Genomic DNA, 12,943 nt, shown 5'->3' with positions numbered 1-12,943 from the left:
TTTGGTGTTTTTATGGCAAGAAGGTAAACGGCATGTTTAGTCCTGAAATAGGTTTACACATTTTCAACTAGCATTTCTCTACTCAGAACCCCCTATGTACCGCATCGGGGGTTCTGTATTTCAACGCATGATGCGGCCGCTCCGCGTTATAAATATCCACCGCTTCACGCACCATTTCCCGCGCTTGCATCAAATCCTGCGGGCTTTGCAACAATAACTCTCCTTTCAAAATCCCGTTCACCCGCTCCGCCAACGCATTCTGGTAACAGTCATACCCATCCGTCATCGAGCATTTCACCCCGTACCGTTCATGTAATGACTGATACAGCCCCGAGCAATACTGCACGCCGCGGTCCGAGTGATGGATGAGTTCACCGCTGCCACGTCGTTGCTTCAGTGCTTTCTTGAACGCCATCGCCACCGATTCGGCATGCATTCCTTCGTGCACGTGATGGCCCACTATCTTGCGTGAGTAAGCATCCGTCACCAGGCTCAGGTACAGCGGCCCGCTCCTGGCTGGCAGATAGGTGATGTCGGCGACCCAGACTTGCTCCGGTGCCACCGGCGTGACCTGCTCTGGCCCCGCCTTGAGCAAGTTGGGATGACGGTAGAAACGGTGAAAACTGTGGGTGGTCTTGTGATACGCCCGCTTTGGCTGCACCAGCAGGCGGTGCTCGGCCAATATCTGAAACAGCCTGTCCCGCCCGACCTTGAGCCCGCCATCATCCTGACCCTGAAGCAGATAATGCAGCTTGCGGGTGCCCACCCGTGGTTGTCGCAGCCGTACCTGACGCACGAAGCGCACTACCTGCGATCCTTGTGCGTGGCGCACGTCTGCAACCCGATTGCGCTTGTAGTAAGCCTGACGGCTTATCCCTAGAAACCGGCAAGCCCTGACGATGGTCAGCCTCTCGACTTGCCGCTGCGAGAGGACTTGCCGGGTCGCTTTTTTACGATGGAGACGCCGTAGTCATTCTTCAGTACATCGACGACGGCCTCAAAGAACTGGGCCTTCTGGCTCATCAGTGCCAGCTGCTGCTCGAGTTCCTTGATGCGCTGTTCGGGCGTCTGGTTGTCGGGGTCAGGCATGGTGATGCTCCTGCCGGCGCGCACAGAAGCCCCCTGGCTCCAATCCTGCCGACCATGTTTGCGCAACCATACCAGAACGGTGGAGCGGCCCTGAATGCCATAACGGGCCTGAGCCTGTTTGTAGGTGAGCTCGCCTTTTTCAATCTGCTCGACCAGTGCCAGTTTAAAAGTCAGCGTGTAATCGCGCTGTGTCCGTTTCACACCTTGCCCCATCGGGTTCTCCATTTATTGGGGGGAAAGGTGTAAACCATATTCAGGACGGGACAGTGAAAACAGAAAGGCCTCCATCCGGAGGCCTTTTGCATGGTGGAGCAAGCTTACGCCTGTGGTTTCAGGAAGTTGCGATAGAGCATATAGAGGTGGGCCGAGCTCCAGCTGAAGTTGCTGGCCCCCTGCATGGCGCCGGTCTCCGGATTGTAGTTTTCGCGGATGGGGCCGCTGCCCGCCAGTCCTTCGGCATTGTTGAACAGCTTGTTGACCAGTGCCTCGGCATCGCTGCGATAGCCGTAGTTTTCGAGCCCCTTCACCCCGAAGTAGAACTGATCTAGCCATACCCGGCCGCGCCAGTAAATATTGGGGTCGTAGGCCGGGTTGGTCAGCGCGGCTGTGCCCAGCGGAATCTTTGTGTTGAACTCCTAGGCGTTGAGCATCACCTCGCGCACCCGCGCAGCTTTCTCCTTGTCGGCGACTTCTGCCCAGAGCGGGCTCCACCCTTCGCAATCAACATAATGAGGCTGCATTGAATTCTCGAATGAGGCACAATATGGGCCGAAATATTGATTGTATGACTCCATTTGGAGAGCCTTGGTTTGTGGACATTTTCTCAATGGTGAGGCGATTGGATAGCTGGATAAGAGAGCCTGTCTTTTGCTGAAAAATGCCTAGGGAGAAACAGTATTACCCAGGAAAACTGCCTCAAAACTCAAATAAAAGTAACTAGTTGTTTATTGAATGGCCTGGGTATGCGTGTGACCGCACGTGGTGTGATGATGATTTTTGCCCAACTCAATATTAAGACCAGTCCCGAGATATTCCTGATGTGCTGGTATTTATCATGGAATTGTTTATCAACGTGGTCCTTAGCATTTTGTCTACTGACTTGCGGTGATTTGAGGGGCTGGCAATAAATCTTGCTATTTCAGGTAAACATAACAAAAAAAGGGATAAGTAATGATTAGGATGCCTATATGTAGGCCAACGGTGCTGGCGATGGCCATAACCTTGTCGATGACGGGGTGTGCAACCATCGATGAGCAAGTGGCCGAGAATGATAGTTGGGTAAGCTGTGCCGGTGGTGGCCTGCTAGGCGCTCTTGCTGGTGCTGCGATTGGTGCCACTCAAGGCGATAGCGACAAGGTGCTCATTGGGGCTGTTGCCGGTGCTGCTGTGGGTTGTGGCGGCGGCCTTTGGTACAAAGATCGAGTTGATCGGTTGCAAAAAATAGCCAAAGAAGAAGGCTTAAAAATGCAGGTGCGTGAACTGCAAGTGGCTGCCGCCCAAGAGCAGCAGAAACAGAAGGACAAACCTACAACAGTGGGACTTGAAGCGTCTATAGAGTACGCCGAGATGTTCCCGGTGGGCTCCGCTACCCTTACCACCGAAGGCTATCGGAAAATGACCCGTGTGGCGCAAGAGTTTGCCAGCAAGCGGGAAGATCAGTCCAAACTCCCCGAGAATCAACGTAGAAAGGTGCTGGTGGTCGGCCATACCGATTCTGCTGGCGCTGCTCAGTTTAATCAGCGCCTCTCTGAAGAACGAGCTCGGGCGATGGGCCAGATATTGGCTGCAGCCGGGGTGCCTCGTAGCGATATCTACTACCAGGGGGCAGGTTCTTCCCGACCGATAGCCAGCAATGATAGCGAAAATGGTAGAGCACAGAACCGCAGGGTCGAGTTGGTCGAGGTGCAAAATGAGGCCTTGCTGGTCAAGCGTGTGAGTGAGGAACGTGCCAGTCCCAAATATTTAGCTCATGGCACTGGTTCTGCGAGCAAGGTCGCATTGGCTGCCACTACCACTGCGGTGACCCAAAAGATTGTGAAGGCTAAAACAATACCCGCTAAGTCTGCTAGCACTGCCGAGTTGATGACTACTGCTGCAGCCCCCCTCAAGGATAAGCCGGTTGCTCAGCCTAAGTCGGATGACGTTCTCCCCCCTTCATCGAATGCCAGTGGTTCTGTAGCGGTCAAACTGGCCGGCAAGGGAACCATCGACTTTGGTGGCCATTTGGTTACTGATAATTTCTCACCGCTGACCGGCAGCATTGCGCCCAAAACCCCCACCTTCTCCATTATCACTCCGGCTTACGCCAGCGCTCCTATCAGTTCTTGTATCGGCGATCTGCCTCGTGTGGAGGGCCAGGTTAAGAATCTGGCGAATGGCCAACCGCTGGCGGAACATTCTACAGAAGAATACTTCCCTGGCCTCAATGGCAAGCCATGGGTTGCTGCCGTGAATGGTCATGTGGCATCGGTGGGACCGGTTGCGGTCTTACGTGACGAAGCGAAAGTGGCTAAGCAGCCCGCAATGCAGTTCATCCCAAATTACAAAAAATCCAAAAAGCAGACCGCCAAGATTGAATCAGTCGCCAATACCTACGAAGGGGAGACTCAAATCCTCTATCGGGTGTTCGCCGTCAATCAGGCTGCTTCGCCAGTGTCATGCATGGACGTTGTGTTCGACAAACGAACTGGTTCCGCGGTTGCGGGCGAAATTTATTATCCGAAGCAGGGTGACGCCTACGTGGCTCAATACCTGCCCAAGCGTCGTTAAGGGAACTAGACATGTTTGAAAATATTATTCACGCCCTGTCGGGGGCCTGGCACATCATCAGTCTGGTGATTGGTTTGATGGTTGCTGTCGTGACAGCCATTGTTTACTGGTACGAAGTAAAATATTGGCACATGGAGATGCGGCTTCGCATGCCGTGGTTTGGCCGCATCGCTGCTTGGGTAAAGAATCCGGGCGAAAACGAGAAAGCATCTGATGACAACCCCAATGCGGTAGGTTTCAACCCTGGTGAGAAAGGTGTATGTGGTGCATATGACACCTTCTACAAGATGTATCAGCCCTCTGAAGAGAACTTCAAACGCAACCTCGATTATTTGGGAAAAGCTGACGAGGCGGATCGGTCGGAAAAGGGTTTAGGGATCTGGTTGTTGATGATCGTCCTGATGGTGATAGAGGCATCTGCCTTTGGCTATGCGTTGGCACCGTTTGCCCTTACCATGGCGACCCCCAACACAGCCATTGTTGGCGCTTTTTTCCTAGGTTTGGTTATCTCAATCATTGCCTTGGCTCTGTCTGAGCTTGCAGGTCGCCAGCTTTACCGTAACGGGGTAGTGAACAAAATCCTCTCTTACGAGTCGATCCGCGATGGTGCAGACATGACCAAGACTCTCAACGCCACCATCGACAATACCTATGACGACAATGGCGCTAAACCCTTCCAGCAATTGCTGAACCGGATCAATGTGCCAATCGATAAATACGGACAGCCGCAGCGCCGATTCTCGATCATTGCCGGGTACGGGATCTTTATCATAGGGCTGGCAGTCGCCGCGTTCTGGGTTCGAACCGAAACCCTGAACCAGCAGGAAGCATTGCTGGTCGAGAATCCGACTGCTGTCATCCAGAGTACTGATGACTTCCCGGTTGCGTCTGGTGAGGACGAGATTCCTTTGCCATCCGATATGGCAGAGTTGTCCGCCAGTTCCAGTCAGAAGTCCGCACAAGACCAGATTGATGCCATCCATCGTGCTTCGCTGGTGACCTTTGCTGTGTTATCGGGGTTGTTCGTTTTTATTCAATTTACTTCAACCTTCCTTGCATTTAGGCACAGCTTTGCTGGAACGTACTCTCGTGGGGCTTGGGAGATGACTCATAAGTACAATAGTGCCTCCGAGTTTGTAAGACACCACAAGATCAAAGCTGACGCTATTGCCCAAGACGCTCAATCTTCCTTGGCGAAGTTGCAGTCGTTGCAGGACAAGGTGTTCAGAGTGAGCGGCAAGACGAAGGACAACCTGAGTCATAACAAAGACAGTCGTACTTTCCTGCGCTACGTGGAAGAGCAGGAGAGTATCGATCATATCAAGAAAAACCGTGAGATTGGCAAGCAAGGTACCAATCTGATCCGCAACTATGTCAAGAAGACCCTAGACGACTTGGACGCCGCCACAAAAGCTGGGGACAACGAGCGGATCGAAGAGATCATCGCTATTGCCGGACCTCGCTTCGAGGCTATCAATGACTCGGAGCTCAATGGTGAGAAGGAGCGCTTCTACGCCGTGGTCAATTTCTTCAGTGCCAAAGCGCCCCCCGTCCAGATTCCCCAGCCCATACAGTACTTCCCCAAGCCGGTGTCTGAGCCAGTAATAACTACACCGGTTGTCGCAATAGAACAGCCAGAAAAAGAGCGAGAGGCACTTGCCGTCAACAGCAAGATGGCGAGTTTTAATCCTCATGCCTGGGGTGACCTGACTCAGTTCGATGAGGATGATATGGAATACGTTGCCAACAAGAAGGGGGCGTTAGTGGAAGATCTTAAACGGGCTCGTCGCCTGCAGCTCTTGGACAAGGTGGAAGCGTGATAACTCTGAAACACTTCCTGACTTTGGCAATGTTACTGCCTGTGGTCGTAATGGCAGCGGAGCGCAACGACCTGAGCAGTTGCTATCAACAGGCTAGGATTAGCGAGTTCAAGCCTGCGTCCTCGGGTCGTATGTTGTCGGTTGTGGTGGATCAGACCACGCCGCTCACGCCGGATCTGCAGCGTACCGCTTGGGATCATATCAAGCGATTCCTGCAGCCGGGCGATCAGTTGCGTCTGTACTCCTTCTCCGCTTATTTGGAAGGTCACTACATGCAGCTCAAATATGCAGGACAGTTGGAGAAAGGGCTCGACCAGTCGACACTGGGTGATGTGCCAATGATGAGTGCCAAGAAGCTCGACCAATGCCTCGCGGCCCAGCCGAAGCAAATCTTGCAGCAGTTTGGTCAGCGTTTCGTGCAGACCATGGGCAAATCCTCCACCGATATCCCGCGCAGCGAGATCCTGTTTAGCCTCAAGGCGGTGGGTGACGACATCCGAGCGGCTGATGGCGTGAAGGAAAACATCATTCTGCTGATGTCTGACATGCTGGAATACAGCGACTTTGGTAGCTTCTATCAAGCCAAAGGGATCCGTGATATTTCCCCAGCAGTGGAGCTAGCCAAGGTCGAAAAGGCTAATCTAGTCGCTGACTTCAACGGTGCCAGGGTTTATGTGCATGGGGCGGCCTTTGTGCCAACCGATACAAAGAACGGCTATCGAAGTGGCAAGATGATCCAGAATCTAGAATCCTTCTGGAGTCAATATTTCCAACGGTCAAACGGCCAGCTCATCGCATTTGGGCATCCAGAGCTCACGGTCTCTGTGCAGTAACGCAGCGCTAAGCTGGTTGGGATAAGAACACCATCATAGTTAATGCCAGTCAGTTAAGCCTGACTGGCATTGTTTTTATTGGCTTTTTGCACCGCATACTTTTGTGGTCTCGCCTTCACACTGCGGGGATAACTCCGCTCCCTTCGCTCCGGTAATACAAACTGCCTCGCCTGCTTATCCAGCTCCGCCACCCGCTTCGGGATACTCCCCGGTGACAGGTACGGTATGCAGCTCAGTTCATGGATGAGGTACACCGATGCCATGTGAAAACTCAACTGGCTCGCCGTGTATCCCCTCAGACTCGCCGCCATCTTTACCATCTGGCTGCGCAGCAGGTTGTACGCCAGCAGCACACCCCACAGCTCTTGCCGTATCCCCGCCGCCTTCTTGCTGTGCAGGGTCAGCCGGTGTTGTTGCAGGCTGTGCTTCATCTCCCGATAGCCCAACTCGATTTCCCAGCGCTGGCTGTAGAGCTCAACGATGTCGGCGCCCGGTAAACGCATCGGGTCGACCATTGAGGTCAGCACTGTAGTGGTCAACTAAATCCGGACACTTGGTTAGGCCGTTCTTCGGCTTGTGCTGGCGGTATCCCGTCATTGTGTTGATGTGGACGCCGCCAGTTGTAGTAATCCATCAGGTAATAACTGATATCCCGCTTTGCTTCCCGCAAGCTCATATATCCCATAGCCGGGAGCCACTCTGACTTCAGGCTTCTGAACAACCGCTCCATCGGGGCGTTATCCCAGCAGTTACCACGACGACTCATGCTCTGGGTCATGCGATAGCGCCACAGTCGTTGCCGAAATGCCCGGCTGCCATATTGGCTGCCCTGGTCAGAGTGAAATAGCACACCGGATGGGCAACCCCGCTGCTGATAGGCCATCTCCAGTGCTTTGATGGCCAGCTCTGCATCAGGCTTATCAGACATCGCCCAGCCCACGACCCGCCGGGTGTACAGGTCAAGCACCGCTGCCAGGTAATGCCAACGACCACCGGCCCAGACGTAGGTGATATCGCCACACCACACCTGATTGGGTTGCTGGACATCAAATTCTCGGGCCAGCAGATTGTGAATGTCCGGTCGTTCTGACCATGCCACCTTATAACGGTGTACGCCCGGCTGTTTGGATGCCAACCCGGCCTCCTTCATCAGGTTACGTACTTTGAATCGGCCAATCTGATACCCCAACTCTCGCATCATCGACATCAAGGCGCGGCTGCCCACTGAGTTCCTGCTTTCTTTGAACAAACGGCGCAACTCACAGCGCTGTTGCATGCGCTCACGGTTAATTGTCCGCCTACGGGCCAGATAATCGTAAAAACAGGAAGTGGGCACATCGAAAGCGCAGCAGACCAGGGTGATGGGGGCTTGCTCCCTTAATCGGTCTATCAGCGCATACGTGTGAACTCGCCCGCCATCAAGAGAGCAGTAGCCTTTTTTAGAATGTCCTTTTCACGTTCGAGCCGGTTGATACGGGCTTCCAGCTCCTGAATTTTCTGCTGCTCCGGAGTCAGTGCTTTGCCGATTGGGGTTGTGCCAGTGGATTTGACCCCATAGATCCAGACACTTTTTCCCGCTTAGGGTTGTGATACCCGACTGCGCAGAAATTCCCGAGGTGAACGGTATCCCAAGGCGCTGTGCGGGTGGTGTTCGTTATAATGCTCAAACGCGATGGCCAAGTTGCCTACCGCTGTTCGGCTATCTGGTTTCGGCATCATCTCGATATAGTCTCGCTTCATCGTCTTGACGAAGCTCTCCGCTATACCGTTGCTCTGTGGGCTTCTCACCGCAGTCGTTCTGGGCTCCAACCCGATTTCTCGTGCAAACGCGCGGGTCTCATGGGCGCGATACGCCGAGCCATTATCAGTCAGCCACTCCACCGGTGATGCCGGCAACGCATCCCCGAAGCGTCGTTCGACAGACCTCAGCATGACATCTTGCACTGTGTCACTGTCGTAACCCCCGGTACTGGCAGCCCAGTCCAAGGTTTCCCTGTCACAGCAGTCCATGGCGAACGTGACTCGTAGTTTTTCACCGTTATCGCAGCGAAACTCGAAGCCATCTGAGCACCAACGTCGATTGCTCTCTTTGACGGCAACACGCCCCTTATGTGCCTGCTGGGCCAATGGTGCCGCCGGTTTTCTTTCCAGCAGCAGGCCATGATCGCGCATAACGCGATATACCCGTTTGGCGTTTACCACAGGCTGTCGTGTTGCCTCTGACTGACGCCGTAACAGCGCCCAGACTCGGCGATACCCATAGGAGGGAAGCTCAGCCATCGCTTCCATGATCCGGCCAAGTAAGGCAGCATCATCATGCTGGCGATGATGACGACCATCTTGCCAACCTGGTTTTCGATGAACACGAACGGATAGCTGCGCACGCGATACATTAAGGGCCTGGCTCACAGCACTTAATCGTCGTCCCCCGGCAACAAGGGCGCATGCGCAATCCATTTTTTTGCTCGACCATACTCCACGGCTTCTTTGAGGATCTCGTTCTCCATGGTCTTCTTCCCGAGCAGACGCTGGAGCTCTCGGATCTGCTTGATGGCAGCAGCCAACTCGGAGGCTGGAACAACATCCTCACCGGCGGTGATCGCCGTGAGAGACCCTTCCTGGAATTGCTTACGCCATTTGAAAAGCTGGTTGGCGTTGACGTCGTGCAAGCGAGCGACATGAGAGACGGTCATTCCGGGCTCAAAGGTCTGCTGCACGATGGAGATCTTTTCCTGCGGAGTCCGGCGTCGACGGCGCTCAGCCCCTGTTAACACTTCGACCATCTTCTCGTTGCGACTAGTACTGAACATAGTTCCAAGACTACCTCTTAAGTTAAGAGGGGCGAAGTGTCTGGATCTTCAAGGGGCCAATCTAGCCAGTTCGTTCGGATTGCAGTTGCTGAACCCAGCGACGGAGCACGGTTTCACCGACATCCAGTGAACGGCTGGCTTCAGGGACAGAATATCCCTGGTCGAGCACCAGGGATGCGGCTTCGAGTTTGAATTCGGCAGTAAATGAGAGACGTAATCTTGTCATTGAACACCTCAGGTCATGGTGGCGACTGTATCACCTAAAATGGTGTCCGGGATGATTAGACCACTACACACTTGCCGCTCTTTGCCGTTGATGGTGCGGGTAAGTAAGCGGGCTTCTAGTGTCTCTGGCAGTTGCGACCACTTCTTCCTCGCCTGTGGACTGGTTTTGAGACGCACCAGCACATCCTGACGCCCCAGCTTGCGCACCACCTCGTATTGGGTGCCTCTTTTGAGTGGCAGCAACCAGTGCCGCTCGCTGCCAGTGGTCTGCCAGGTATGGAGCAAACCGAGGGAGTAAAACCCCTTGTCGAACAGGGTCAGCGAGTGGTCCGGCGTGCGCGCGACCAGCCGCTCGGCCAACACCATCTCGTTGACGGCGCAACTCTCCATGACCGCCTGAACAAGCAGATGACTGGTCAGCTCCATCTGGCAGAGCATGCGCACCTGCGGATAGGCGGTTTCGCCCTGCCGGGTACCGGGCTTGGCAAAGGCGGCGGCATTGTCCGGGGTATCGGGGGTGCGCCACATCACGCCATCGACGGCGAGCAGTTGCAGCCCGGCCCAGCCGGGGTGATTAGCCTGCTGGTGCCAGCGCGAGGCGGTCTCGTGAAACAGGCGTTCGATGCTCTTGTCCCCCAGTTTTTGGCGAGCTTGCAGGAAGGCGCTGGGGGCGACAAAGGGGCGGTCACCGGGCAAGAGGATATCGAGCTGATTGACCAGCTGGGTCATGGGGACGTGGCGGAAGATGGCCATGCCAATGATGGCCCAGACCAGACGCTCCATGGGCATACGGCGGCGACGCAGGGTCGCGACATCCTCTTCGGCGAGCAGCGTCGTGATGAGCTCTGGCGGAATGAGGTCTGAGAGTGACTCAAACTGAGCGGTATTGCTAGCGTGGAGAAAGTCGAGAGCGTGGGCGATACGCATAAAAAATCCGAAACCAATCAACAGGTTTCGGATTTGCACACAACAGAAGGATCGGTCAATGGATCCTTAACTGATCGGCATTAGCATATGGTTGCCGGTTTTTTGTTTGACTATGAGAGGTGCGGCTTAGCGCAGGATCATCTCGTCACGGCCCGGGCCGACGGAAACCATCGGAACCGGTACGCCGAGCAGCTCTTCGATACGCAGCACGTACTGCTGGGCCGCTTTGGGCAGCTCTTCGAAGGTGCGGCAACCGGTGATGTCTTCGCTCCAGCTTTCCATCTGCTCGTAAACCGGCTTTAGGGCTGCAGTTTGCGGCCAAATTGGGTTCTCGGTGTGGGCACCTTCGTAGGCCACGCAGATCTTCAGATCCGGCAGACCGGTCAGGCAGTCCAGCTTGGTCAGTGCCACTTCGGTGGCGGCTTGCAGCTCGACACCGTTCTTGGTGGCGACGGCGTCGAAGTAGCCGACATCACGGGGACGGCCAGTGGTAGCGCCGAACTCATTGGTGATCTTGCGGAACTCGTCCTGGTTCTCCATGGCGGTCAGCAGAGTGCCGGTACCGACAGAGGAGCTGAATGCCTTGGCCACAGCGATGACGCGCTCCGGGCGCAGACCCGGCAGCCCGCCACCGATACCGGCGTAGGCGCCAGATACGTGGGAGGAGGTCACCCAGGGGTATTCGCCGTAGATCAGGTCACGGCCAGCGCCCAGCTGGGCTTCGAACAGCAGGGTCTTGCCTTCAGCCTGCAGCGCTTTGAGCGGCATGCTGACGTTGCAGACGGCGTCGATCCAGGGGGCAGAGACTTCCAGCAGCCAGTCGGCCATCTCCTGGGCAGTCTGGGTGAATTCGAAGGAGGGGTAGATAGCCTTCATCTGCGGCAGTTTCCAGTCCAGCATGAACTGGATGCGCTCGACCAGCACGTCCGGCTGTTTCAGCCAACCAACCAGGATCGCTTTCTTCATGACGCGATCGCCGTAGGCAGGAGCGATACCCTGACGGGTGGAGCCATAGGCGCCGTCACCCAGACGTTGCTCTTCCAGGGTATCTTCCAGCGCGTGCAGCGGCAGGCAGAGGGTTGCGCGGTCAGAGATGGCCAGCTTCGGAGTCACGCCGGAGGCTTTGACTTCGTCGAGCTCGACGGTCAGTTTCTCGGGGCTGATCACCATGCCCGGGCCGAGGACAACCAGGCAATCCGGGTTGAATACGCCACTCGGAACCTGGTGCAGCTTGAAGGTGCCAAGGTCGTTGACCACGGTGTGGCCAGCGTTGTTGCCGCCCTGGAAGCGAATGCTGGCGCCAGCTTGACCTGCCAGATAATCCACGATGCGGCCTTTGCCTTCATCACCCCAGTTAGCACCTACGACTACGATAGACGACATGACTCTTTCTCCTAAGACGTTAGGCGTCCATCCTAGGAGCCTGATGCGGATTAGAAAAATTAATTATATTTATAATTCCGATAAGATAATCATATAATCATGGTCAATTAAGCGGCAAACCATCCGATTTTGCCTGGCAAGCCCCGTACCTCGCGGGTTGAGGGACTCTTATGTTGGATATTCACTGGCTGCAAACCTTTGTCACCCTGGCCCGATTGCAACATTTTGGCCAGACCGCCACCGAGCTGCACATGACCCAGCCCAATGTCAGCCTGCATATCAAGCGGCTGGAGCAGGCGACCCGGGTGCGGCTGATCGAGCGCAGCCCGTTTCGCCTGACGCAGGCGGGGGAGCGGCTGCTGCAAAGCGCCGAGCGCACCATTGCCGAGTTGCAGCTCTGCCAGTCCGATCTCAATGCCCTCAACCAGCTGAGTCAGGGGACGCTGGCCATCGCCGCCAGCGACATCATCTCCCGCCTGCTGCTGATCCAGCCGTTCCAGCGCTTCAAGCGGGAGTTCCCCGGCATCGACCTTACCCTGTTCAACACCACTTCGGATCAGGCCGCCGAGCTGGTCAAGGCGGGCAAGGCGGATCTGGGTTTCGTGATGGCGCAAAAGCGCAGCGAGCCGCTCTTCTATACCGAGCTGCAACAGGTAACCTGGTGCGCGCTGGGCCACGGCCTTGCCCGCTGGCAGGCGCGGGCGGTGGCGGGGGAGAGCGACCCCCTCGACGAGCCGACCCTGATCCTGCTCGGTCACGACACCCGCACCCGGGCGCTGATCGACCCGTCCCTGCCGCTGCTGGCCTTGCCCCCTTGCCGCATCATGGAGGTGGGCAGCGTCGATGCCCAGCTCGATTGGGCCGAGGCGGGCTTTGGTGTCGCCATCGTGCCGGACTTCTCCCTGCATCCGCGCCTCAACCTCACCGCGCCGGTCACCAGCCTCGGCGACTTTCCCGGTACCAGTCTGGGCTACGTGGTGCGTCAGAATCAGGTGTTATCGCGGGCCATCAAGCAGTTGCTGCACTGGGTTGAGGAGGAGATCCAGAAGCCCAACCCCTATCTGACCCGGGTGATGGAGCCGTAGCG

7 protein-coding genes and 5 pseudogenes are annotated in these 12,943 nt (G+C 55.7%); 4 read left to right on the top strand and 8 right to left on the bottom strand.

What is annotated here, in order from left to right; genetic code table 11:
* Positions 1-82 precede the first annotated feature (82 nt).
* Both ACTG1K_RS19000 and ACTG1K_RS18995 read right to left on the bottom strand, forming a co-directional pair.
* Positions 83-1,302 (bottom strand): IS3 family transposase gene (locus ACTG1K_RS19000; RefSeq protein WP_440006377.1). Its coding sequence is split into 2 segments (ribosomal slippage): positions 83-954 and positions 954-1,302, totalling 1,221 coding nucleotides; the frame shifts between segments, so codons are not numbered across the junction.
* Between the two features lie 104 nt (positions 1,303-1,406).
* A pseudogene (locus tag ACTG1K_RS18995) lies at positions 1,407-1,805 on the bottom strand (MGH1-like glycoside hydrolase domain-containing protein); the annotation flags it as partial.
* Between the two features lie 493 nt (positions 1,806-2,298).
* Between ACTG1K_RS18995 and ACTG1K_RS18990 the strand changes: the two are divergent.
* The 3 genes from ACTG1K_RS18990 to ACTG1K_RS18980 are packed head-to-tail and all read left to right on the top strand — an operon-like array spanning position 2,299 to position 6,511.
* Positions 2,299-3,858, top strand: coding sequence for an OmpA family protein (locus ACTG1K_RS18990; protein ID WP_440006375.1), 1,560 nt, complete (start codon positions 2,299-2,301; stop codon positions 3,856-3,858).
* An 11-nt stretch (positions 3,859-3,869) separates the two neighbouring features.
* A complete protein-coding gene (locus ACTG1K_RS18985; protein ID WP_323928413.1) occupies positions 3,870-5,678 on the top strand; it encodes a hypothetical protein in 1,809 nt (602 codons plus the stop codon).
* Positions 5,675-6,511 (top strand): hypothetical protein, encoded by an 837-nt coding sequence (locus ACTG1K_RS18980; RefSeq protein WP_259585586.1) that lies wholly within the window; start codon positions 5,675-5,677, stop codon positions 6,509-6,511. The genes ACTG1K_RS18985 and ACTG1K_RS18980 overlap by 4 nt, the downstream gene beginning before the upstream one ends.
* Before the next feature lie 53 nt (positions 6,512-6,564).
* Here ACTG1K_RS18980 and ACTG1K_RS18975 read toward each other — a convergent pair.
* The 6 genes and pseudogenes from ACTG1K_RS18975 to ACTG1K_RS18950 all read right to left on the bottom strand — a co-directional run.
* Positions 6,565-7,038 (bottom strand): annotated as a pseudogene (locus ACTG1K_RS18975) (transposase); the annotation flags it as partial.
* An 8-nt stretch (positions 7,039-7,046) separates the two neighbouring features.
* Positions 7,047-8,053, bottom strand: a pseudogene (locus ACTG1K_RS18970) (IS3 family transposase); the annotation flags it as partial.
* A 36-nt stretch (positions 8,054-8,089) separates the two neighbouring features.
* Positions 8,090-9,294 (bottom strand): IS3 family transposase gene (locus ACTG1K_RS18965; RefSeq protein WP_139731354.1). Its coding sequence is split into 2 segments (ribosomal slippage): positions 8,090-8,976 and positions 8,976-9,294, totalling 1,206 coding nucleotides; the frame shifts between segments, so codons are not numbered across the junction.
* Positions 9,295-9,385: 91 nt separating this feature from the next.
* Positions 9,386-9,547: pseudogene (locus ACTG1K_RS18960) on the bottom strand (transposase); the annotation flags it as partial.
* Between the two features lie 47 nt (positions 9,548-9,594).
* A pseudogene (locus ACTG1K_RS18955) lies at positions 9,595-10,473 on the bottom strand (IS4 family transposase); the annotation flags it as partial.
* Between the two features lie 126 nt (positions 10,474-10,599).
* Complete coding sequence (locus ACTG1K_RS18950) at positions 10,600-11,856, bottom strand: adenylosuccinate synthetase (RefSeq protein ID WP_005334922.1); 1,257 nt, start codon at positions 11,854-11,856, stop codon at positions 10,600-10,602.
* A gap of 170 nt (positions 11,857-12,026) precedes the next feature.
* On the opposite strand from ACTG1K_RS18950, the gene ACTG1K_RS18945 reads away from it, so the two are divergent.
* A complete protein-coding gene (locus tag ACTG1K_RS18945; RefSeq protein WP_005353868.1) occupies positions 12,027-12,941 on the top strand; it encodes a LysR family transcriptional regulator in 915 nt (304 codons plus the stop codon).
* Positions 12,942-12,943: the final 2 nt, after the last annotated feature.

This window comes from Aeromonas sp. 102P (genome assembly GCF_051920345.1).
Lineage (GTDB): Bacteria > Pseudomonadota > Gammaproteobacteria > Enterobacterales > Aeromonadaceae > Aeromonas > Aeromonas veronii.
This window is presented reverse-complemented; position numbering and strand designations above follow the sequence as displayed.